This window comes from Motilimonas pumila (assembly GCF_003596335.1).
Lineage (GTDB): Bacteria > Pseudomonadota > Gammaproteobacteria > Enterobacterales > CBDFNC01 > Motilimonas > Motilimonas pumila.
This window is the reverse complement of record NZ_QZCH01000004.1, coordinates 131,436-153,806: the sequence shown is the minus strand read 5'-3', so window position 1 is coordinate 153,806 and position 22,371 is coordinate 131,436. Positions and strand designations below refer to the sequence as shown.

27 protein-coding genes are annotated in these 22,371 nt (G+C 46.4%); 19 read left to right on the top strand and 8 right to left on the bottom strand.

The genetic code is table 11. From position 1 onward, the window contains the following. Positions 1–1,197 (bottom strand): bifunctional phosphopantothenoylcysteine decarboxylase/phosphopantothenate--cysteine ligase CoaBC, encoded by a 1,197-nt coding sequence (gene coaBC, locus D1Z90_RS06005; protein ID WP_119909842.1) that lies wholly within the window; start codon positions 1,195–1,197, stop codon positions 1–3. A 127-nt stretch (positions 1,198–1,324) separates the two neighbouring features. Here coaBC and radC point away from each other — a divergent pair, with 127 nt between their 5' ends. The 5 genes from radC (at position 1,325) to mutM (ending at position 3,979) form a co-directional block, all read left to right on the top strand. Further along, a complete protein-coding gene (gene radC, locus D1Z90_RS06000; RefSeq protein WP_119909841.1) occupies positions 1,325–1,999 on the top strand; it encodes a RadC family protein in 675 nt (224 codons plus the stop codon). Positions 2,000–2,143: 144 nt separating this feature from the next. Further along, a complete protein-coding gene (gene rpmB, locus D1Z90_RS05995) occupies positions 2,144–2,380 on the top strand; it encodes a 50S ribosomal protein L28 (RefSeq protein WP_119909840.1) in 237 nt (78 codons plus the stop codon). Positions 2,381–2,391: 11 nt separating this feature from the next. Further along, positions 2,392–2,562, top strand: a complete 171-nt coding sequence (rpmG, locus tag D1Z90_RS05990) for a 50S ribosomal protein L33 (RefSeq protein ID WP_119909839.1) — start codon at positions 2,392–2,394, stop codon at positions 2,560–2,562. Between the two features lie 125 nt (positions 2,563–2,687). Then, a complete protein-coding gene (locus D1Z90_RS05985) occupies positions 2,688–3,158 on the top strand; it encodes a hypothetical protein (protein ID WP_119909838.1) in 471 nt (156 codons plus the stop codon). An 8-nt stretch (positions 3,159–3,166) separates the two neighbouring features. Further along, complete coding sequence (gene mutM, locus D1Z90_RS05980; RefSeq protein ID WP_119909837.1) at positions 3,167–3,979, top strand: bifunctional DNA-formamidopyrimidine glycosylase/DNA-(apurinic or apyrimidinic site) lyase; 813 nt, start codon at positions 3,167–3,169, stop codon at positions 3,977–3,979. A gap of 18 nt (positions 3,980–3,997) precedes the next feature. Here mutM and coaD read toward each other — a convergent pair whose 3' ends face one another. Beyond that, complete coding sequence (coaD, locus tag D1Z90_RS05975; RefSeq protein WP_119909836.1) at positions 3,998–4,483, bottom strand: pantetheine-phosphate adenylyltransferase; 486 nt, start codon at positions 4,481–4,483, stop codon at positions 3,998–4,000. Positions 4,484–4,561: 78 nt separating this feature from the next. On the opposite strand from coaD, the gene D1Z90_RS05970 reads away from it, so the two are divergent. The 5 genes from D1Z90_RS05970 to D1Z90_RS05950 all read left to right on the top strand — a co-directional run bounded on the left by D1Z90_RS05970 (position 4,562) and on the right by D1Z90_RS05950 (position 10,030). Next, the gene (locus D1Z90_RS05970) at positions 4,562–5,662 is read left to right on the top strand and encodes a glycoside hydrolase family 183 protein (protein WP_119909835.1); all 1,101 of its coding nucleotides are present in this window, start codon (positions 4,562–4,564) and stop codon (positions 5,660–5,662) included. A gap of 276 nt (positions 5,663–5,938) precedes the next feature. After that, complete coding sequence (gene coxB, locus D1Z90_RS05965) at positions 5,939–7,009, top strand: cytochrome c oxidase subunit II (RefSeq protein WP_119909908.1); 1,071 nt, start codon at positions 5,939–5,941, stop codon at positions 7,007–7,009. Between the two features lie 8 nt (positions 7,010–7,017). Then, on the top strand, positions 7,018–8,619 hold the full coding sequence (gene ctaD, locus D1Z90_RS05960; RefSeq protein ID WP_198419060.1) for a cytochrome c oxidase subunit I: 1,602 nt from the start codon (positions 7,018–7,020) through the stop codon (positions 8,617–8,619). A gap of 1 nt (position 8,620) precedes the next feature. Next, positions 8,621–9,151, top strand: coding sequence for a cytochrome c oxidase assembly protein (locus D1Z90_RS05955; protein ID WP_119909834.1), 531 nt, complete (start codon positions 8,621–8,623; stop codon positions 9,149–9,151). Between the two features lie 15 nt (positions 9,152–9,166). Next, the gene (locus D1Z90_RS05950) at positions 9,167–10,030 is read left to right on the top strand and encodes a cytochrome c oxidase subunit 3 (protein ID WP_119909833.1); all 864 of its coding nucleotides are present in this window, start codon (positions 9,167–9,169) and stop codon (positions 10,028–10,030) included. Between the two features lie 2 nt (positions 10,031–10,032). On the opposite strand, the gene D1Z90_RS05945 is transcribed toward D1Z90_RS05950, so the two are convergent. Continuing rightward, the gene (locus D1Z90_RS05945; RefSeq protein ID WP_119909832.1) at positions 10,033–10,254 is read right to left on the bottom strand and encodes a DUF2909 family protein; all 222 of its coding nucleotides are present in this window, start codon (positions 10,252–10,254) and stop codon (positions 10,033–10,035) included. Between the two features lie 21 nt (positions 10,255–10,275). Here D1Z90_RS05945 and D1Z90_RS05940 point away from each other — a divergent pair, with 21 nt between their 5' ends. Genes D1Z90_RS05940 through D1Z90_RS05920 form a run of 5 tightly spaced genes read left to right on the top strand, consistent with a single transcriptional unit; the run spans position 10,276 to position 14,008 of the window. Then, positions 10,276–11,013 (top strand): SURF1 family protein, encoded by a 738-nt coding sequence (locus D1Z90_RS05940; RefSeq protein WP_158587067.1) that lies wholly within the window; start codon positions 10,276–10,278, stop codon positions 11,011–11,013. Beyond that, complete coding sequence (locus D1Z90_RS05935; protein WP_158587066.1) at positions 10,992–11,450, top strand: DNA polymerase III subunit psi; 459 nt, start codon at positions 10,992–10,994, stop codon at positions 11,448–11,450. The genes D1Z90_RS05940 and D1Z90_RS05935 overlap by 22 nt, the downstream gene beginning before the upstream one ends. A 13-nt stretch (positions 11,451–11,463) precedes the next feature. Then, positions 11,464–12,456 carry a COX15/CtaA family protein gene (locus D1Z90_RS05930; protein ID WP_119909829.1) on the top strand — a complete coding sequence of 331 codons (993 nt, stop codon included), beginning with the start codon at positions 11,464–11,466 and terminating at the stop codon, positions 12,454–12,456. Then, on the top strand, positions 12,456–13,358 hold the full coding sequence (gene cyoE, locus D1Z90_RS05925) for a heme o synthase (protein ID WP_119909828.1): 903 nt from the start codon (positions 12,456–12,458) through the stop codon (positions 13,356–13,358). Before D1Z90_RS05930 ends, cyoE begins: the two co-directional genes overlap by 1 nt. Beyond that, complete coding sequence (locus D1Z90_RS05920; RefSeq protein ID WP_119909827.1) at positions 13,355–14,008, top strand: SCO family protein; 654 nt, start codon at positions 13,355–13,357, stop codon at positions 14,006–14,008. The genes cyoE and D1Z90_RS05920 overlap by 4 nt, the downstream gene beginning before the upstream one ends. A 48-nt stretch (positions 14,009–14,056) precedes the next feature. On the opposite strand, the gene D1Z90_RS05915 is transcribed toward D1Z90_RS05920, so the two are convergent. After that, complete coding sequence (locus D1Z90_RS05915) at positions 14,057–15,241, bottom strand: NnrS family protein (protein WP_119909826.1); 1,185 nt, start codon at positions 15,239–15,241, stop codon at positions 14,057–14,059. 151 nt (positions 15,242–15,392) lie between these two features. Beyond that, positions 15,393–16,382, bottom strand: a complete 990-nt coding sequence (locus tag D1Z90_RS05910; RefSeq protein ID WP_119909825.1) for a DUF6929 family protein — start codon at positions 16,380–16,382, stop codon at positions 15,393–15,395. A 268-nt stretch (positions 16,383–16,650) separates the two neighbouring features. On the opposite strand from D1Z90_RS05910, the gene dinF reads away from it, so the two are divergent. Then, positions 16,651–18,009 (top strand): MATE family efflux transporter DinF, encoded by a 1,359-nt coding sequence (gene dinF, locus D1Z90_RS05905; protein WP_119909824.1) that lies wholly within the window; start codon positions 16,651–16,653, stop codon positions 18,007–18,009. A 72-nt stretch (positions 18,010–18,081) separates the two neighbouring features. Beyond that, the gene (locus D1Z90_RS05900; protein ID WP_119909823.1) at positions 18,082–18,795 is read left to right on the top strand and encodes a hypothetical protein; all 714 of its coding nucleotides are present in this window, start codon (positions 18,082–18,084) and stop codon (positions 18,793–18,795) included. An 84-nt stretch (positions 18,796–18,879) separates the two neighbouring features. Here the strand turns inward: D1Z90_RS05900 and trmL are convergent, their stop codons facing one another. Beyond that, complete coding sequence (gene trmL / locus D1Z90_RS05895; RefSeq protein WP_119909822.1) at positions 18,880–19,344, bottom strand: tRNA (uridine(34)/cytosine(34)/5-carboxymethylaminomethyluridine(34)-2'-O)-methyltransferase TrmL; 465 nt, start codon at positions 19,342–19,344, stop codon at positions 18,880–18,882. 96 nt (positions 19,345–19,440) lie between these two features. Between trmL and D1Z90_RS05890 the strand changes: the two genes are divergently transcribed. Continuing rightward, complete coding sequence (locus D1Z90_RS05890) at positions 19,441–19,698, top strand: hypothetical protein (protein WP_119909821.1); 258 nt, start codon at positions 19,441–19,443, stop codon at positions 19,696–19,698. A gap of 54 nt (positions 19,699–19,752) precedes the next feature. Here the strand turns inward: D1Z90_RS05890 and D1Z90_RS05885 are convergent, their stop codons facing one another. Together D1Z90_RS05885 and D1Z90_RS05880 are read right to left on the bottom strand one after the other, a co-directional pair. Continuing rightward, positions 19,753–21,093: an ATP-binding protein gene (locus D1Z90_RS05885; RefSeq protein ID WP_119909820.1), complete on the bottom strand. Its 1,341-nt coding sequence runs from the start codon at positions 21,091–21,093 to the stop codon at positions 19,753–19,755. 3 nt (positions 21,094–21,096) lie between these two features. Continuing rightward, positions 21,097–21,789 carry a response regulator gene (locus tag D1Z90_RS05880; RefSeq protein ID WP_119909906.1) on the bottom strand — a complete coding sequence of 231 codons (693 nt, stop codon included), beginning with the start codon at positions 21,787–21,789 and terminating at the stop codon, positions 21,097–21,099. Between the two features lie 130 nt (positions 21,790–21,919). Here D1Z90_RS05880 and D1Z90_RS05875 point away from each other — a divergent pair, with 130 nt between their 5' ends. After that, positions 21,920–22,354: a Spy/CpxP family protein refolding chaperone gene (locus D1Z90_RS05875; RefSeq protein WP_119909819.1), complete on the top strand. Its 435-nt coding sequence runs from the start codon at positions 21,920–21,922 to the stop codon at positions 22,352–22,354. Positions 22,355–22,371: the final 17 nt, after the last annotated feature.

Here is a 22,371-nt window from a genome sequence, read left to right as displayed (position 1 = left end):
TTACTTGTTATATTGCTGATGAATAATGTTAAGCAGTTGCTTGGCAACGTCTGCTTTACTGGCGAAAGCAATGTCAAATTGCTGCGTTTTCGAAAACACGGTTAACGCGTTGTTATCGGTATTAAAACCTTGGCCGGCTTTGGCCACGTCATTGGCGGCAATCAGGTCGAGGTTTTTTCGGTTTAACTTACCTTTGGCGTAATGCGCCACATCTTGCGTTTCGGCAGCAAACCCCACACAAAATGGGCGCGGATCACTATTGGCGATATCGGCCAAAATATCAGGGTTTTTGATCATTTTTACGACTAAGCCGTCATCATTTTTTTTGATTTTGTTATCTGCCACCGTCTCTGGTCGATAATCCGCCACTGCCGCGCAGGCGATGAAAATATCATGTTCTGGCGCTTGGCTCATGGCCGCGTGATGCATTTCAAGCGCACTGCAAACCGCAATGGTTTGAGCCTGACTTGGCGCGGTAATATTTACTGGTCCTGTTATTAAAGTGACTTCAGCTCCCGCTGCCAGCGCCGCTTCAGCAATGGCGTAACCCATTTTTCCTGAGCTGTGGTTCGACAGGTAACGCACCGGGTCTAACGCTTCTCGCGTAGGGCCGGCGGTAATCAATAGTTTGAGCCCAGCAAGGGCACTGCCGGCTTGAAAATGTTGCAAGCAACGCTCGACCAAGTCGTTAGGTTCAAGCATACGTCCTGGGCCCACATCACCACAGGCTTGTTCGCCTGCAGCGGGTCCCCAGATATGCACGCCACGTTGCGCTAAGCGGGTTAAGTTTTCTTGCGTGGCCGGCGCGAGATACATTTGCTGATTCATGGCCGGGGCGAGAGCGATAGGAGCCGGCGTAGCCAAGCATAATGTGCCCAGCAAATCGTCCGCCATGCCTGCACTTAGTCTGGCCAAGGTGTTAGCACTGGCTGGCGCCACCAGCACTAAATCTGCCCATTTGGCCAGCTCAATATGGCCCATGCCTGCTTCTGCGGCAGGGTCAAGTAAGCTGTCAGAGACTGGGTTGCCTGATACCGCTTGCATCGTCAGCGGAGTAATGAAGGCTTTGCCACCTTTGGTCATCACGACTCGGACATTGGCGCCGTGATCTTTTAAACGACGGGTCAGTTCAGCACACTTGTACGCGGCAATGCCACCGCTGATGCCTAATAAAATGTTTTTATTGTGCAGGCTCATGGGTTACCCAAGAAAAAATAAAACGCAACGATAGCACAAGTTAATCTTAATTTACGCTTTCTAGATCATGACAATCGACTAGCTTTTAATTAATGACTTTTTTGTTAGTTTACTGCGAGGAGCCGTGATGTCGATTAAACATTGGCCTGCCCACCAACGACCAAGAGAAAAGTTACTGCAGCAAGGTGCCAGAGCATTATCAGATGCAGAGTTGCTGGCCATTTTCTTGCGTACGGGCTGCGCTGGGCTAGATGCTGTGCAGTTGGCACAAGCATTATTACAGCACTTTGGCTCACTGCGAGCTTTGCTTAATGCCGATGTTGACAGTTTTTGTGACGCTAAGGGGGTAGGTGTCGCAAAGTTTGTGCAACTGCAAGCTTCTGTGGAAATGTCTCGGCGACACCTGGCAGAAAAGTTACAGCGAACCGATGTGCTCACTAGCCCAGAAGCCACTGCGCAATTTTTACTGGCGCAACTACGCGATCAAACCAATGAAATCTTTGCCATTTTACTGCTCGATAGTCAGCACCGCGTGATTCAATTTGCAGAGCTATTTCACGGTACCTTGGATGGCGCGGCGGTTTATCCGCGAGTTATTTTAGAGCAAGCGTTAAAATTTCACGCCGCGGCGCTCATTTTAGTGCATAATCACCCGTCTGGCATTGCAGAGCCAAGTTGTGCTGATCGTCAGATCACCGAGAAGGTGATCGCGGCGTTAGCTTTAGTGGATATTCGAGTGTTGGATCATTTTATCGTGGGTGACGGGGAATGCACCTCTTTTGCTGAAAGAGGGTGGATTTAGCTGTAATTTCCAGCGATTTTGAACAATTTGTTGATCTTGCCTTGGCTTTGCTGTATAAAATGCGCCCTCGTAGTGCCTCGGGCGACGGCCACACGAGGCACTAATAATTGCTCGAGCAAAAAGTTATATTTGGAGAAGAATGACATGTCTAGAGTATGTCAAGTTACCGGTAAGCGTCCAGCTGTAGGTAACAACGTATCGCATGCAAAAAACAGAACAAGACGCCGTTTTCTACCTAACCTACAAACGCACCGTTTCTGGGTTGAAAGCGAAAACCGCTTTGTAAAACTACGCACCTCTACTAAGGGTATGCGTATCATCGATAAGAAGGGTATCGATTCAGTACTAGCTGACATCCGTGCTCGTGGTGAAAAGGTTTAGGAGACTAAAAGATGGCATCTAAAGGCGGTCGCGAAAAAATTCGCTTGAACTCAAGCGCTGGTACTGGTCACTTCTACACAACTGACAAGAACAAGCGTAACATGCCTGAGAAGTTCGAGATCAAAAAGTTTGATCCTGTAGTTCGCAAGCACGTAATGTACAAAGAAGGCAAAATCAAGTAATTTGATTTTACTTCCAAAAACCCAGCTTCGGCTGGGTTTTTTTATGCCTGTTATCAAGCCCGCAGCAATCCTCTGTAAATTGTTTTATGATGATCTTCGAGATCTTTTTCGAAGAATAAACCTGAATGAAACTGACCCGTAAAGGCTGGAACAACGTACTGATTTTCGCCGTGTTAGCGATGATCTTTATTTTTAACTTTAGCCACAAGCAAACGTTAAACAATGAACGCATTAGTAGCGCTAAACTGACGTTATTGCCCAAACAAGCCATGGTGCTTACTTTTCAAGGCCCAGACTACGTGGTTGAGCGCATCGGTCACAGTTGGCGTAGTCGCCCTGATATTGGTTTAGGCCCAGAGCAGCTTGCGCAAATGATGCAAGCCTGGAGTCATCACGAGTTAGCCAAATTGCAATTAGCAGACGGTGAGCTCCCGGTGAGTCAATACAGCCAGCAATATCAAGTATGGCTGGCCGGTGTTGCCGAACCGCTGACGTTGACTTTGTACCAGTTGGACTCGGGCCTTGTTATGACAAACTGGCAAGGACAGTTGCTGCGCTTAGAAGAAGAGCAATTGCATAAATTATTACCCAAATAGAGTAAACGATGCCCGAATTACCAGAAGTTGAAGTCAGCCGTTTAGGCATTCGCCCCCATTTAGAGCTGCATACCATCAAGCAAGTCATTGTGCGCCAAAGCCAATTGCGTTGGCCGGTGCCTGATAGCATTCAACAAGCATGCGGCCAGACGATTGAACGCGTTGAACGCCGTGCTAAGTATTTACTGTTACGTACGCAAGTGGGCACTATTGTGTTGCATTTGGGCATGTCAGGTCATTTACGGGTACTGGATGCGGCGACGCCGGTGGTAAAGCATGATCATATTGATATTGTCTTAGACTCTGGCCAGTGTCTTAGATTAAATGACCCACGACGCTTTGGTGCGTGCTTGTGGGTAAAAGGTGAGCCTGAGCTGCACCCTTTGCTCGCTGAGCTTGGTCCTGAGCCTTTAACAGAGGCTTTTGATGCTACTAGGTTATATCAGCGCTCGCGTGGCCGTAAAAGTGCGGTGAAGCTGTTTATCATGGATAATAAAAACGTGGTAGGGGTCGGTAATATCTATGCAAATGAAAGCTTATACCGCAGCGGCATTCACCCTAAACGTGCAGCGGGCAATATTTCGATGGCCAGATATGAGCGTTTAACCATAAATATAAAACAAGTGTTGGCCGAAGCCATAGAGCAAGGTGGTACGACGCTCAAAGATTTTACCAACAGTGATGGCAAGCCTGGCTACTTTGTGCAGCAACTTGCTGTTTATGGCCGTGGCGGTGCAGCTTGCCATGGCTGTGGTCATACCCTCTCTGAAATTAAGCTAGGGCAACGGGCTACAGTCTACTGCAGCCAATGTCAGAAATAGTGGCCACTGCGCAGTACTTTATTGCGCTTGGGTAAGGGCTGTAAAGGCTTCCATTACGCCTTGGGGCACTAAGTCAGTAATATCGCCGCCGTGCAGGGCAATTTCTTTTACTAAGGTAGAGGATATTGCGCTGTTTTCTGGACTTGGCGTTAATATCACGGTTTCCAGGTCTGGGTTGAGCTTGCGATTCATGTTGGCCAGTTGCAGTTCGTAGTCAAAGTCATTACTGCCTCTTACTCCTCTCAGTAATACTTGGGCGTCTTGCTCTTTAGCAAACTGCGCCAGTAACCCTGAAAAGCCCACTATCTTGATGTTATCTAAATGTTGGCAAGCTTGCTCGAGCAATGCCACGCGTTGCGCAAGGCTAAACTTGGGTTGTTTGCTTGGGCTAGCCGCGATGCTAATGATCACTCGGTCAAACATTTTTGCAGCCCGCTGGATCAATTCCATATGGCCATTCGTTACGGGGTCAAAGGTGCCAGGGTAAATTACGGTCACGGCCATTTTTTGGTTCCATCTTCATCTTTAGTCAATCAACACCGCTTAGTATACTGCAATGCGTTGATGATAAAAGGAATAGCAATGACAGTGTGTAAGCGTTGGCCCAGCAAATGGTTGCAATCGCATCAAAGATTGGTGATGCAAGTCATACCCGTCGTTATCTTATTGGGTTGTGCCCAGCCTCAGGTTGAAGAAGTAGAACATGCGCCAACGCAAGCAAAAGTGCAAGCCGTTCCTGAGCATACAGTTGATACTGATGAAGTTTCATCAGCAAGCCAAAGCGTTGAGCCAAGCAACGACCACACACCACAAGCTACTTCGGACAGAGATAACAAGACAGCTGCACCTGCGGTGGCATTAGGGGAAGCCGAAATAAGCTATGAAGTGGTGCAAACCTTGCCTGCCGGTATCAGTGAAACTTCCGGGTTAGCTCGTCGTGATGGACTGCTTTGGACCATTAATGACAGTGGCGATCAGCCTTATATTTACCAGTTAACTCAAGGCGCCACTCAAATCAAAAAACGCCATAAGATCCGTGGTGCCAGCAATCAAGATTGGGAATCGCTCGCACAAGATGATGAATACCTCTATGTGGCTGATTGTGGCAATAACAGCGGCCACCGTGATGACTTTCAAATTTACCGTGTGCCTTGGCAGCAAATAGATGAAGCCGGATCTCAAGACTATGTTTCTGGCGACACCTTACGGTTTAGTTATCAAGCCAAGCAAGGTAAATATCAAGCTTATGAGCACAATTATGACTGCGAAGCGATCACCAAAGTTGAACACGAACTTTGGCTCTTCAGCAAAAATTGGGCTGATGAGCAAAGCCAACTTTACATTATTGATCCCACTCAAGCCCAGCAAGCCTTGTCTGTGGCGGACACCGTTAATGTACAAGGGTTAGTCACAGCAGCCGATTATCGCCCAGAAACAGGCTACTTAGCCTTATTAGGCTACAGCAAGCAAAGGGTGTTTGGTCATGGTTTTCTTTGGGTGTTCCCTGTGGTTGGCGGCAATATTGACATAACAGCGGGTAAACGCTTTGTATTGCCGCAATATGCACAATGGGAAGCCATCGTGTGGCAAGATGACCAAACCTTATTGCTTACGACTGAAACCAGTGTGTTGATGGACGCGAGCCTAGCCAAGATCTCTTTAATATTTAATTCAGAACGTTAGCTCTATGCTTAAGGGTTTTTAACAAAAATTTTACAAAACGTAATTAACTGCTTTACTTCTGATAAGAGCCGAAATATTAAGCAACGAAACAGTCTCAAAAGTCTGTGTTGTGTTTGGTTGTAGTTTCTGGGCATATATTATCAGGAGGCGCCATCGCTAGGCGGCTGCTGTTGGCAATGACAGAGGAGAAGTCATGTGAGCCAGCTGAAACCACCGAGTTTTGCTTTTCTAATCACTTTACTACCGTGGGGCGCCAGCCCAGCTGTCGCCAAAAGTATGCCTGTTAACTTAACTCAAGGCGTCACCGACATCAGTCAGCAAGTGTACGACTTGCACATGACCATTTTTTATATCTGCTGTGTGATAGGCATTTTGGTTTTTGCCGTGATGTTTTGGGCCATCATTCATCACCGGAAAGACAAAGGCGCAAAAGCCGCTCAGTTTCATGAAAATACTAAAGTGGAAATACTCTGGACGGCCATTCCCTTTGTGATATTAATCGCAATGGCGATTCCGGCTACCAAGACCTTAATCGCAATGGAAGACCCCAGTGATGCAGATATCACCATTCAAGTTACAGGCTCGCAGTGGAAATGGCATTACAAATACTTTGGGCAAGATGTTGAGTTTTATAGCTTATTGGCGACTCGCCAAGATCAAATCAATAATGAGCGTAACAAACGCGATAACTATTTGTTGGAAGTGGACTACCCCTTGGTATTACCGGTCGGCAAAAAGGTTCGGTTTTTAGTCACTTCTGAAGATGTAATTCACTCTTGGTGGGTGCCGGCTTTTGCGGTGAAAAAAGACGCCAACCCGGGCTTTATCAACGAAGCTTGGACGCGGATTAATGAGCCAGGCATTTATCGAGGGCAGTGTGCTGAGTTGTGCGGCAAAGACCATGGTTTTATGCCGATTGTGGTGATTGCAAAGCCGGAACAAGAGTTTAATACCTGGCTGGCTTCGCAGCAGCAAAAAATTGCCGAAGAAAAAGCTGCCGAGCAAGCGCTATTATCTATGAATATGACCATGGATGAGATGATGACGCTTGGGGAGAAGGTCTACCTGAAAAGCTGCGCCGCGTGTCACCAAGCGAATGGCGAAGGCTTAGCTGGGGTATTTCCGGCATTAAAAGGCAACAAAATAGCCACTGAAGATGTCTTGAAACACATTGACGTAGTGGTTCACGGCGCGCCGGGGACTGCCATGCAAGCGTTTGCGAAGCAACTTAAATTAAAAGAGTTATCAGCCGTCATTACCTATGAGCGCAATGCTTGGGGCAATGATACCGGTGACTTGGTGCAACCTGCCCAAGTCAAAGCTGTGATGGACCAGAAGGACTTGTAACCATGACGATGGAGTCGAGTATTGCCAATCCAGATATGACAGAGCATGGGCCGCACCATGACCACAAACCCAGCGGTTTTATGGCTCGTTGGGTACTGACTACGAACCACAAAGACATCGGCAGTCTGTACTTGCTGTTTAGCTTCGCCATGTTTTTAACCGGTGGGGCGATGGCCATGGTGATCCGGGCTGAGTTATTTCAACCCGGCTTGCAGCTGATCGAGCCTAACTTCTTCAACCAAATGACCACGGTTCATGGCTTAATCATGGTTTTTGGCGCGGTTATGCCAGCTTTTGTGGGATTGGCCAACTGGATGTTACCCGTGATGATAGGTGCGCCGGATATGGCGCTTCCGAGGATGAATAACTGGAGCTTTTGGATTTTACCTTTTGCTTTCACCATGATGTTGATGAGCTTATTTATGGAAGGTGGCGGTCCCAATTTCGGTTGGACCTTCTACGCGCCGCTTTCTACTAAATATAGCCCTGACAGTACAGCGGTGTTTGTTTTTGCGGTACACCTGATGGGCATCAGCTCTATCATGGGCGCCATTAATGTGATTGTGACCATCGTCAACCTTAGGGCGCCGGGAATGACGATGATGAAGTTGCCCTTGTTTGTTTGGACTTGGCTTATCACCGCATTTTTGCTGATTGCCGTGATGCCTGTTTTGGCCGGTGCGGTTACCATGGTTTTGACCGATAAGTACTTCGGTACCAGCTTTTTTGATGCAGCCGGTGGCGGTGACCCCGTAATGTTCCAACATATCTTTTGGTTCTTTGGTCACCCTGAAGTGTACATCATGATTTTGCCCTCTTTTGGCATTATCTCGGCCATTGTTCCGGCCTTTTCTCGCAAGCCTTTATTTGGTTATGCCTCTATGGTTTATGCCACTGCCTCGATAGCCGGTTTGAGCTTTTTGGTATGGGCGCATCATATGTTTACCACGGGCATGCCGGTTGCCGCTGAATTGTTTTTTATGTATTGCACCATGCTTATTTCGGTGCCAACTGGGGTTAAGGTGTTCAACTGGGTTGCCACCATGTGGCGTGGTTCACTGACGTTTGAAGTTCCCATGTTGTTTGCTATAGCGTTCATAGTGCTGTTCACCATTGGTGGCTTTTCAGGCTTAATGCTAGCCATTACGCCGGTAGATTTTCAATATCACGACACCTACTTTGTTGTCGCTCACTTTCATTATGTACTGGTCAGCGGCGCGATATTTTCCATCATGGCGGCCAGCTATTATTGGTTGCCTAAGTGGACGGGGGTAATGTTTGATGAAGGCTTGGCCAAGCTGCATTTTTGGTGCTCGCTCATTTCGGTTAACGTGCTGTTTTTCCCGATGCATTTTCTTGGTTTGGCCGGCATGCCTCGGCGGATCCCAGACTATGCGCTGCAATTTGCTAACGTCAATGCCATCGTCAGTATCGGCGGTTTTGCGTTTGGTCTGTCACAACTTATTTTTTTAGTGGTAGTGATCAAATGCATGCGGGGTAAAGGCGAGAAAGCCCCTGACAAGCCTTGGGAAGGGGCGGAAGGCTTAGAGTGGGAAATGCCTTCTCCGGCACCGTATCACACGCATTTAACACCGCCAGAGATTAAATAATATGGCGCAAACAAAACCTCTGGTATGGACTTTAAGCGCAGTGGTGGTGGCCATGTTTGGTTTTGGCTTTGCGCTGGTGCCTTTGTATCAGGTGTTTTGTGAAATCACTGGACTCAACGGCAAAACAGCGACCAGCGCGAGCGTTAAACCTGCTGATTATGTAGACCGTAACCGCACCGTGACGGTCGAGTTTATTACATATCTGAGCCCGGGTATGCAATGGCAATTTAAACCAGAGGTGCAAACTATGAAGGTGCACCCAGGCGAAATACACCAGGTCAACTTTATTGCCCATAACCAAGCTGGCTCCGCGCAAGTTGGCCAAGCTGTGCCTTCGGTATCGCCAGGTCAAGCTGCGGCATATTTAAATAAAACAGAGTGTTTTTGCTTTAATCAACAGCCCTTACAAGCAGGTGAGCGAGCCGAGTTGCCGCTGCGCTTTTTTGTGGACAATGCGCTGCCAGCAGAAGTGAAAACCCTGACTTTGTCTTACACCTTATATGACATCTCAGCGAGTGACTCGGCGGGATAACCTTGGAGTGGCAAGATGGCACAAACAGATAAATATTACGTTCCGGCGCAAAGCGTATGGCCCATTGTTGGCGCGATAGGCCTATTTTTAATTGGTTACGGCGCCGCGACGTGGATAAGCAGCGATAACGCACAAGCCAGTTGGATCTTTTTTGCCGGTTGTGTGGTGATTATTTTTATGTTGTTTGGTTGGTTTGGCAACGTCATCACAGAGTCGATGTCTGGGCTTTATAGCGCGCAAATGGACCGTTCATTTCGCCAAGGCATGAGTTGGTTTATTTTCTCGGAAATAATGTTCTTTTTGGCTTTTTTTGGGGCCTTGTTCTATGCCCGTATGATAGCCATACCTTGGCTCGGTGGGGCAGGCAATAATGTGATGACTCACGAAGTCTTGTGGCCTACATTTCAAGCCCACTGGCCATTAATCTCGACGCCAGGTGGCACTTCGACTACTGCGATGCCTTGGACCGGTTTACCGCTAATTAATACGGTCATTTTGCTGATTTCGTCGATCACTTTGCACTGGGCACACGTGAGTTTGGAAAAGGGCCAGCGTGGACCATTGACCATAGGCTTGGGATTCACAGTGTTGCTGGGCATTATATTTTTGGGCTTGCAGGTACAAGAGTATATCCATGCATACCAAGACATGGGCCTAACGTTGTCATCAGGGGTATATGGGAACACTTTCTTTTTGCTTACTGGTTTTCATGGTTTGCACGTCACCTTAGGCACCATCATTTTGTTTGTTTTGTTTTGTCGCATTTTAAAGGGGCACTTTACCCCGGCGCAGCATTTTGGTTTTCAGGCAGGCAGTTGGTATTGGCACTTTGTAGACGTGGTTTGGCTGTGCTTGTTTGTCTTTGTCTACATTTTATAACCTCACTGCTGGGAAGATAGCCAAGGTGAAGGGTTAGGTTGGATTAAGCCTGTTGCAATGGCCACGATGACTAACACTAGGATCAACGCCGAAAAGAGTAACCTACGGCCCAAGAGTTGCGTCATTTTATTATTTTCACGGGCCCTGAGAAATTGCGGCAAACTGGCTGCGAGGCTAATGATAACCAGTAAGGTAGCACCGATGACCAGAAGTTTGATTAGCATAATAAGGTCCTTATGAGGCGAATGACTTGGGTTTTTGTCATTATAAATTTGGCGCTGATTTTGATAATGGTCAAGGCGGGGCTATGGCAACTTGATCGAGCCGCACAAAAGCAACACATTGCTAGCCAGCTAGCGCAAGCGGATACCACTTTGCAGCAATGGTCACAAGTTACCCAGCTGGAAAAGCTTAATGCGCAGTATCAAACTGTGGCGCTGACCGGAGCATTGGATATAGAGCACGCCATGCTGCTAGATAACAAGGTATGGCAGGGTCAAGTAGGGTACCACGTGGTGGTGCCATTGGTGCAAGGCAGCAATGCTATTTTGGTCAATTTAGGTTGGGTGGCACAAGGTGAATCACGGCAACAACTGCCATCGCTAGCGGAATTACAACACTGGCTGGATGAGCGGTCATTTACGGGGCGCTTAAAGTGGCCAGAGGCAGGCTTTCAATTAGCGAAGCAACCTTTGGCTCAGGTATTTCCACAACGCTTGCAATACCTGCCAATGGCGCAGTTGCAGCAAATGTTTGCGCAACAGCATTTACATTTGATGGCGCCTGTTTTGCGATTAGATCCAGACACCGACGTTGGGTTTGTGAGGCAATGGCAGTGGCTCACTATGCCAGCTGCGAAGCACACGGCTTATGCATGGCAGTGGTTCACCATGGCATTCGTTTTAGCCATAGTTGCGAGCGTTTTTATTCGACAGCAAAGGCTGCCGCGAGGAGAGCAAGGATGCAAAAAAGTCGTACATTAATTCTAATCTTAGCGGTATTTATATTACCCATTGCGGTTGCTAAGTTGTTGCTATCGCAGCAATGGTATCAAAGTGGCAGCTTAAACAAGGGCGAGTTCTTGCAAACGGAAGTGGCTTTGCAATTGCCCGATAATCAACATTGGGTACTGCTGTATCAAGAGCATGCTTCACATCCACAACAAGTATCACGCTTGATGACGCAATTGATTCGTTCGCTTGGGCGTGAGCAAGTAAAAGTCGCGGCGATAGAAGCGAAGCAGTTTCCTTTATTGGAGCGCTCTTTCACTGATGCCTCGAATTACTGTTACATCGTCAACCCACAAGGCCAAGTGTTGCTGCGCTACCCCTTGCCTCAGTCTACTACTGAGCAAGCAAAAATGGCCAAAGCCATGCAATACGACTTGCGCAAGTTAATAAAAATGTCAGGTGTCAGCTAAGGGAGGTATCGACATGGCTAAATTTCGAGCCCTTGCCTTATTGGCATTATTGTTGGGTTTTATTGTGGTAGGTATGGGGGCTTACACGCGCTTAACCGAAGCTGGTTTAGGCTGCCCAGATTGGCCGGGCTGTTACGGCTTTAATTTGGTGCCGCAAACCGCCGCCGAGATTGCTATTGCCGAAGCTAAATTCCCCGATACGCCACTGGAAGTAGGCAAAGCCTGGAATGAAATGGTCCACCGATATTTAGCTGCTGGCTTAGGCTTATTGATTGCCGTGTTGTGGTTTCAAGCGTTGTACTTTCGTCGCCAACGTTGGCTTTGTACCGGGCTATCTGCTCTGGTCGTGATGCAAGCGCTGCTTGGCATGTGGACGGTGACGTTAAACTTAATGCCATTGGTTGTCATGGCGCATTTACTGGGTGGCTTTTTTATCTTGGTTTTACTGTTATTACTGAACTTGAATTTAGCCACGTGGATCACTGCAGCACTTTATGACCAGCGCGCATTAAAGCCATATTTAATCATGGTGGGCTTGGTGGTATTGGCGCAAATTGCCTTAGGTGGTTGGACATCATCCAATTATGCGGCCGTGGTGTGCAGCAGTTTACCTATTTGTGAAGGGGACTGGCTTAATCAGATCAATTTTGCCAAAGGCTTCAGCATGCCGAGTGCGGAGTCTTATCAATACGGTGTTTTAGATTACAGCGCGAGATTAACCATTCATGTCAGCCATCGCTTATGGGCCGGTGTAACTGCATTGTGCGTATTGGGTATCGCGCTTTACTGCTGGAAGTTCAGCCGTGATTTAACGTCACGTCGCTTGGCGCAGAGTTTACTGGTTATTCTACTGGTCCAAGTTGGCCTTGGGGTCAGCAACGTGTGGTTTCATTTACCCATCGCGGTTGCGGTGGCTCATAACTTGGTGGCGGCGATTTTATTGCTGGCCCTGACTTGTTTGGCGTACCGTATTTGGCAACCGCCTTCATCACAAGGAGCACGATAATGGCTAAAGTGATATCCACCCCACATTCCGAGCACTTGCCCGCGGTCAATTGGCGCAGTTATTATCAATTGACTAAGCCGAAAGTGATTTATATGTTGATGCTGACCGCGCTGGTTGGCATGTGCTTGGCTGAGTCATCTTGGTTGCCGCCCATAAAAGCCATCTTTTCATTACTAGGTATTGGCCTGGTATGCGCTTCAGCCGCTGCAATTAATCAAATTTTAGATCGTAATATCGATGATAAAATGGCGCGAACTCAAGGCCGTCCTTTACCTAAAGGTCGGCTTTCTGTGACGAAAGCCGGTCAGTTTGCTGCGGTTTTGGCCGTACTCGGTTTTGTTTGTCTATTACTTGCGGCGAACTTGTTAACGACCGTTCTCACCTTTTTAAGCATGTTAGGTTACGCCGTGGTGTACACGGTGTTTTTAAAGCGGGCAACACCGCAGAATATCGTGATCGGTGGCATTGCCGGTGCAATGCCGCCAATGCTGGGATGGACTGCAATGACAGGCAGCGTGGATCCTAATGGGTTGCTGCTAGTGATGATTATTTTTACTTGGACGCCGCCGCATTTTTGGGCCTTGGCGATTCACCGCAAAGACGATTACGCCAAAGCGGATATTCCTATGCTACCGGTTACCCACGGTATTGGCTTCACCAAAACCTGTATTTTACTTTATACCCTGTTGTTATTTGTTGTGTGTTTATTACCACTACTGACTGGCATGTCGAGCTGGTTGTATGGGGTGGTGGTGACAGCACTCAATCTGTGGTTTATTCGCCATGCCATTTACTTAAAATTTGCCCCGCAACCCAATAGTGCAATAAAAACCTTTAAATTTTCCATCATTCATCTCATGATCTTGTTTATTGCATTACTGCTTGATCATTGGATGTTATGAAAAATAAAGCTTCATGGATTTTTATCGGTTTATTGGCCCTGATTGCAGGTGTTTGGGCGGCGCAGCAATTTATGCCGACTCAAGCTGAGGTAAAAGCAACGGTATATGATCCCCCCAAGGTGATCGAGCCTTTTGAACTGCAACGAGGTGGTGGTAGCTTTAACAACAAGGACCTTTTAGGTAAGTGGAGTTTAGTGTTCATAGGCTACACCTTCTGTCCCGATGTTTGCCCGACCACTTTGTCTGACCTTAACCGTATTGCTCCGCAGTTAGCTGCAAACCCTGCTAAAGAACCGGTCCAAGTACTGTTTGTTTCGGTCGACCCCAATCGAGACCAAGCGGGTAAACTCACCGAGTATACGCATTATTTTAATCCTGACTTTATTGGTTTAACCGCCGAACATACGACCCTGTTCCCATTTACCCGCCAGCTTGGCATGGTGTATAGCATCGTGGAGCAAGGCACTGAGGGGTATTACTTGGTAGACCATAGCGCCTCAATTGCGCTGATTAATCCCGAAGGTAAGTTGCAAGGGGTGTTCCGCCCAGAGTTTGAGCAAGCGTTCCGCCCAGAGCGTGAGAAAGGTACGGTGCCGAGTGTGGATATGCAGCAATTGGTGAAAGATTTAGCGGTGATTTCTAAAGGGTAAGTCAATGTGGCGCCGCCATTTTGCGTCGGCGCCAGAGATCACGTAGGTTTATCCAGGGTGGCCGTCCACCCTAGGCTGACAAAGCTTAGCACCGAACAAGCATAAATACACGGCAAAGGCTAAACACCATAGCCCCGCAGCTAGCCAGAGCAGTTCTTGTTGCCACTGCGGCCACAACAATACCGCAAACGTGCGTACCAGAGCAGCTAAGGCAATGACCGCAAAGGCCAGCGCCATGTTTGGTCCTTGATAGATGTTATAGCCGGTATGGCCAAGGGTCACTCGGCTGATCATGGCCAGGATTAAACCGCCTACCGCACCTATCGCAATCAGGTGCAAGTGCACCATCCATAATCCGGCAAACCAACCACTGGCTAACACTAGCAGCCCTAGAGGTATAAACGCAAAAGACAAGTGCAGTGACCAAAGCAAAGGTTCTTTGTACCCAAGGTAACCACGCCATCTCATCATGCGAGCCAGTAGCAACAACCCCGCCATTAGGTATAGCGGAGTCGAAAATTGCAGATACCAAGCAGGTATAAAGCTTAAAACGAGTAATGCCAGCAGGGGCGCATTAGCAGCATACTCTAACCACTTTATGGGTTCTGGCTTGGTGAAGCCAAGGCGCTTGGCGGTAAAAAATGGAATTACTCTGGCCCCCATGATGGAGAGCAATAATACGAACCACCACAACATGGCTTGCCAAATATGACCACTGTATAGCCAGGGTTCGCTTGATAGGCTCTGATAGCTGAGTAAATTGAGCACCATAGCGGCAAGGAACAATGGCACAAAAAAGAGGTTACGCCAGCCTTTGCTTCGCACCACTCTTATACCGGTTTCCCAGGCGCAAGCCCCAATAAAAGCACACTCTATAGTGGCGATTAACCACAACGGCGCGGCGGTCCAAAATAATACCCGAGGCAATAGCCAGAGCCCAGCTAACAAGCCGAGCCGTATGCCTTTGGTGCCTGCTTGACCGGTCCAGTTTTGTACTGCGGTAAGCACAAAGCCCATCACCACCGCTAAGGCAAAACCAAATAATAGTTCGTGTGCGTGCCACCATAAGGCGGGCACCGCTAAGATTTCAGCCGAGCCATGACTTCGCAGCCAAAGCCAGGTAGGGATAGACAAGATGGCATAAATTGCTGCCAGTAAAAAAAAGGGACGAAAACCTAAACGAAACACCGGCAAGATTTTTTCCTCTTGCGCTTTATCAACAATATTGAGCATCTGGCTCACTTTCTTTTCGAGGGGTTAGCTATATCATAGCCAGTTTTAAATCGGGAACGAAGTTATCTTATTGACAGAGGTCAAGAGGGAGAAGAAAGGGATCCAGCCATGGCGTCATGGCTGGATAAAATCCGCTAAGATTTTTTGACGATTACTTGAACAGTCTGAATTTGAAGAATTCACTGGTTCCGTTATCGTTATCGCTTACTAGCACACCTTTAATGTCATCATCGTCGCTCTTGGTGATAGCAACAGACTCAACCTTAGTGATGATAGGCTTACCGTAGTAATCAAGCAGAGGCACTGCGCCTTGAGTCAAGTCGATATCAGTGCCTTCTTCAAACGCTTCAAGTGGTAGTAGGCCTATGAAGCTACCTAGGATTTCACCGTCGTTGTAAGCGTCACCCGTTGCTTCAACAGACGCGGTATACACTAAGCTTTCAGCATCTGTCCAAAACTCACCACCTGACAGGCCTGCTTCAAAACCTTGTACCGTAGGCAAGGTAACCTTGTAAGTATCGATTTTAGATACTTGTTGAATTTGGTTTGTAACGTATGCAACTAGCTCTGCTTTATCTAAGATAAAGATAAGGTTACCGCCAGAGTTACCACGGTTAAAGATGAATGCTTTGTCTTTTGCGATTGCTAAGCCTTCGATGTTTAGCTCTTGGTCACCGTAGAAACCGCCTGCTGCGTATAGCTGCGCGTACAGAGCAGATAAGTCAGACTCGATAGACTGGCTTTGATCTTTAGAGATCATGTATGCCCACTCACGTACCTCGGCTTTACTGCCTGAGCCTAATACAAGGAACCAATCTTCCAGTTCGTACTCAACCATTGCCATGGCTTCATAGTCAGGTTTTACAGACTTTTGAATGCGCTTGCCATCTTCACGTAAAGGGTACTCTTTGATTACGTATTTGTCTTTGATATTGAGTTGTTTGTTGAGAGTGAACAACCAAGGTGAGTCATCGCCTACTGCATACAGCTTGTTGCCATCTGCCACTAAGCCTGAAGCAGATGATAACTCGGTTTCAAGTACTGGGTGACCAAGTTGTAGGTATAGGTCTGATTGGTCATCAGCGTGGGCCATGTTGATTGATCCGAACGCGAAAAGTGCTGCTACGATCTTGTTATACATAATATCTCCATATATTTAAAACTGGTGATGGCCTAAGCCAAGGGAGTCACCAAATGCGTTTTAAGCGTTTTACTTAAACGTCGGAGCAATCTAACCAAGTCCTAACAAGTCGCAATTTTTGTGTTTTAATAATGTGATCTACCGACATTGATTGGGAAAATATTCCCAATTCTAATGTGACATATTTATTACATTATCTCATACTTCTTTCACTTTTTAAGCAAAGTGTAAGATTTCACTCGATTTTTTATGGATGCAATGAAAACAAATGAAACCTTGGTGGCGTAATAAACGGTATTACCAGTCTGTCATTGCCTTAGCGCTGCCGATGATTTTGTCGAATGTTACCGTGCCTTTATTAGGCTTGGTTGATACCGCGGTATTGGGGCATTTATCAGAATCTTATTATTTGGCAGGGGTTGCGGTAGGAGCCATGTGTATAACGTTGGCGTTTTGGATGATGGCGTTTTTACGTATGTCCACAACCGGCCTTGTTGCGCAAGCTCGTGGTAAGCACAGTGGCCACCATCTTAAACGTTTATTGAGCCAATCTTTACTCACCGCATTTGGCTTGGCAGGGCTGTTAATTTTATTGCAGCAGCCGATCTTAAGCGTGGGCTTATATTTCTCGGGTGTGACAGGCCTAGTGCAAGAATATGCCAGTCAGTATTTTCTCATTCGAATATGGGCAGCGCCTGCGGCGCTGGCTAACCTCGTTATTTTAGGTTGGCTATTGGGCATGCAAAATGCCAAAGCACCAATGTGGTTATTAATCATTACCAACATAGTAAACATTTTACTGGATATACTGTTTGTCTTTGGCTTTGGTTGGCAAGTTAAAGGCGCTGCAGCAGCATCATTAATCGCTGACTACGTAGGTTTAGCCCTCGGGTTGTACTTTGTCAGTGTGTTATTGCAACCCTACTGGCATGTGGGCGATGTTAAAAAGTATCTATTGTTAGCGTGGAATAAATCTGAGTTAGCCATTTTTTTTGCCCTTAACCGGGATATTTTTATTCGCACTTTGTGTGTGCAAGCTTGTTTTGCCTTTATGACGTTTTACGGTGCCCGTTTAGGGCAAGACATTGTGGCAGCCAATGCCGTATTACTGAATTTTCTTATGTTTATTGCGTTTGGACTAGATGGATTTGCGTATGCCATTGAAGCATTAGTGGGAAAATCAATTGGCCAAGGAAAGCAAAAGCAATTAAACCGCTGGATTAACGTCACATTTGTATTAGCTTTTATTCTTGCCGTTATCATGACAAGTATTTTTGCCATCTTTGGTGAAGCCATCATTGCTTTGATAACGAATATTGAGAGTGTAAGAGAATTAGCCAATCAGTATTTAATCTGGTTAATATTGATTCCGTTAACGTCTATTTGGTGCTTTATTCTAGATGGCATTTTTATTGGCGCTACACGGGCAAAACAAATGCGAAATAGTATGCTTGTTGCCACCTTGGTGTTTTTCTTTCCTTGCTGGTGGTTATTTTCTGATTACGGTAACCACAGTTTATGGTTAGCCATGAATGCGTTTATGTTAGGGCGAGGAGTTTGTTTGGGGTACATATATTGGCAATTAAAAAAGAAATGTAAATTTATGGAATCTAATCATATCAGTTGATTGCATTTGAGCTTATGTTTACTAAAATAAGCTTGATTTTAATTTGATATTTCAACTGTTGTTGGCTCAACCATGAAACCACCGATTTTCTTGAGTGCCATTTGTTTGTTATTGAGTGCTTGTTCTGAAAATGATTTAGCGTTTTACCAAACGCATATTGAAGATGCGAAAGCAAAACTACTGAGTTGCCGTTTGACAACGGAAACGAACGATAACGAATGCTATGCGGCAAAAGTGGCGGTGGATCAGTATGCGGTCAAGCATGCTTATAGCATCAAGCAACAAGTGATTGCTAAGCAGCAGACCCAGTATAAAGCTTTCATTGCCGAGTTTTCTAAATTGCCTTACCGTGATTTTCTGCAGCAAGCTGACGCTTGTAGCTGGTCTGATCTGAGTCCTAAATGTCAGGCATTAAATGAGTTAAAAGAGGCGGTGCTCGCGAAAGAGATCGCCCGTTTAAAACTCAATTTTAAAAGCGTTGAAATGGATCAATATCAACGTCAAGCGTGCCGTGGCGGCATTAGCTTTAATAAAGACGTGTGCCATGCCGCCACCGTGGCCATGCGGCAGCAAAAGACAGAAGCTATCTCTCGCTATTTAGCCAACAAAGAAGTGCTGGCGAAGGACTTTACCGCGTGTCGTTTAGAGTTTTATCAAGCCATTGAAAAAGATCAATTTAAGAATGAAAAAGGTTTTCTAAATAACCGTTATCATTGTTACCTTGCCGCCAAAGCTGCCAATCAACTGGGCGTATACAGTCTCAACGAGAGTTTAGACGTTAACTAGCCCTGTCGCTGTGATCTAAAATGAAGCGGGCGGTGCCCCTGACTGAGTGCTGATAGAGCACTTAAGTCAGGTTGGTTGTTAGCTTTACACTGCGCCAGGGTAGCCTAATTGACGCCAAGCTTCATACACAAATACCGATACCGCATTAGACAGGTTCATTGAACGGCTATCTGGGTGCATTGGTATACGCAGTTTTTGTGCGCTCGGTAAGCTGTCGAGTAAATCGTTAGGTAAGCCGCGTGTTTCAGGGCCAAATAGTAGAATGTCGCCGTCTTTAAATTCACAATCACTGTGGTAATTGGTGGTTTTTGTGGTGCAAGCGTATAGTGGGCGCTCTCCTACGTATTCCATGAAGGCAGCAAAGTCTTTATGGCGCGTGACATGGGTCATTTGATGATAATCCAGCCCCGCTCGGCGAAGCTTTTTTTCATCCAAGTCAAAACCCAGTGGCTCAATAAGGTGCAATTTACAGCCTGTATTGGCACATAAGCGAATGATATTACCCGTGTTAGGTGGGATTTCGGGTTCGTACAAAGCGACTTCTAGCATGGTTTTCACTCAGGTCATAACAAAGTGCAAAAGCATAACAAATTTGCGGTTAAATTGCGGTATCATAACCGCGTTTGAATAGCTTTTAGGTCTGACATGAAAAATTTTAAATGGGTAGCGCCAGCGGTTATTTTATTAAGCGTATTTCCGATCAGTTTGAATTTTCTGATTAACATCTATTTTGACCGCCTTGACACCCAACTTTATGAAGAAAAGAAAGCCCGTGTAGAAGCGCGCCGAAAAGCAGAAAAAATGTTCCCAGAAATGACCGAGCAAGGCATTTTACAAACCCCTGCCAACGAAGCCTCAGAGCTCACTGATGACCCCAGCATTACTAACCCTCCCGCACAGTGACGAGCGCTCATTAAATAGAGAGGTAACGATGAGCTGGCCAGAATGAGCAGGTCGCTAAACTGGCAGCGTAAGAGTGACGACTAAACCGGGTTCACCGTTATGCGCCTCCACCGAACCACCGTGTTTGTGCATGGCGTTATCACAAATTGCCAGTCCCAATCCCGTGCCACCAGATTCTCTGTCTCTGGCTTCAGATACGCGATAAAAAGGCCTGAATATATGGGCTATTTCATGGTCGGGGATCCCAGGGCCATCATCTTCGATGACGAACACGATTTGCTTATGGGTAAGCTGGCAATCGAATTTAATAGTACTTGATGCATACTTAATAGCATTGCGGATGACGTTTTCAATGGCGCTAGAAATCAGTCCTGGGTAAGCCCTTAATTCTATTGCCGGTGGCTCGGTATAAATAAATTGTTTGCCTTTTTGTTCGGCTTCAAAGTGGGCGTCGGCTAACAACTCTTCCAACAAACTATCAAGTTGCACGGTTTGAATGTCTTGGGGTTGAAACTGATTGCGTGCCAGGCCAAGCAGGTCGGCGATCATTTGTTCTAAACGATCGGCTTCTACGTCAATGCGCGCTAGCTCTGCCGATTCACCTTGGGTTTTTTTACTGATAGCCAATGCTAGCCGTAGTCGGGTGAGTGGCGAACGCAGTTCATGGGAAATATCGCTCAATAGACGTTGTTGGCCTGCCAACATGTTCTTTAATGACAGCACCATATGGTCCATGCCATTGGCTAATTCACCAATTTCATCTTTTCGTTGCTGCTGCGGAATTTGTGTATCCAATTGCCCTTTGGCTATTTGATCGGACGCCTTTTGCAATTGCCGTAATGGCGAGGTTAAATGCCATGCTAATAATAAACAGACCGGGGTGCTCACCAGCAGGGTAATGAGTATTAATAATCCAGGGTTATCCAATAACCAGCGTAAAACCAAACGGTTAGTCTCGTGGTTTAAGTTTTTATAGGCGTAAAGTAATAATGGCTCTTGGTTGTAATAAAAAGAAATGGGCCCAACCACAATGCCTTTATGACTTTTCCACATCATAGGTTTGGATATATTTTCACTGTCAATAACAAATCGGCGAATGGGTTTGGGCACATGATCATTTAAAAAACGACCGTCTGGGTGCATGGCATAAAGTTTAAATCGACTAGGGTGGCGAAACTTATCTATGGCTTCTTTTAGACTGCGTTCAGGGTGGCGCGTAATTTGTGAGAACAATGCATGACTGGTTTTATCAAGTAGCTCTATGCCGTATAAATCGAGCAGTTGTGGTTGGCTTTGTTCTAATTTAGGTAATGTCACCAAAATGGCCACCAAAATTAAAATAAGTAACCAAAACCCGGCAAATATTTTAAAAAATAAGCTATTAATAAGGTTCATATGTTAATGGTCGCTTTCAAGCCAAATATATCCCCGACCGCGCAAGGTTTTTACCCTATCTTGTTGGTCTAAGCGTGCGGGTAACTTTTTACGTAAATTACTGAGGTGCATATCAATGCTTCTATCGAACGGCATGAGTTTTTTCCCCAGTACTTGCTCGCTCAGTTCCGCTTTTGAAATCACTTGGCCGGGCTTTTTGATGAATTCTTGCAGCAGTAAAAATTCCGTGCCCGTCAACTCGACAGGTTGGCCTTGGCAAGTGGTGGTTTGTGTACCTGTGTTGAGTTGAATGTCTAAATGTTCCAACTGACTCGTTTGTTGTTCTGGCGCTTTTTGACTGGTTCGTCGTAAAATGGCTTTGATTCTGGCGACCAGTTCACGGTCGCTGAATGGTTTTGCTAGGTAATCATCAGCGCCCATTTCTAGCCCCAAGACGCGATCAATTTCTTCGCCTTTGGCGGTAAGCATCAATACGGGTTGCTCACTGTATTGGCGCAACTGTTTCAAGGTATCTAACCCGTTAAGCTTTGGCATCATTACATCTAATAAAACCAAGTCGTAAGGTTTATCTTTCGCTTTTGCTAAACCGGCTTCTCCGTCATGTGCCAACTCTACGTTAAATCCTTCTAACGATAAGAATTCTTTTAATAAAGCCGCAAGCTCTTTGTCGTCATCAATTAATAGTAGTTGGTGCATAATAACCTCTTTTTTAGCCAGCATACCTTGTGCTTTTTGGCCTGCCTTGTTGCTTTACCTATTTTTACATAAAAAGTTCTTTGCTTTGCAAAGCAGCTGATAGACTTTCTTTAACTCACAGGAGAGCATTATGAAACAGTTTTTAAAAGTCGCCGCGTTATCTTTAGTATTACCTTTTTCTGCGGCACAGGCATCGCCGAGCGAGCAAAATACCATGCCGCGAGGTGGTGGTATGAAACAAGTAATGCAAGCATTGGACTTGTCGGAAGTACAGAAGCAGCAAATCAAAGATATCATGAAAGATGCACGCCAAGGTATGCAGCGCGAAGACCGCCGCGCCAATCGTGAAGAAGCTCAGCAGGATCGGCTTGCTTTGTTACAAGCAGAGAGTTTTGATAGCGCAAAGGCGCAGCAACTGATCGCCTCGCAGCAACAAGATATGGCCAAGAAGCAACTCAAAATGCTGCAAGTGCAGCATAAGATTTATCACGTACTAACGGCGGAGCAACAACAACAATTCATTGAGTTAATGCAACAGCCAAAAGGGCGTGGCGGTAAGCGTTAAAAAACGGGTATAATTTG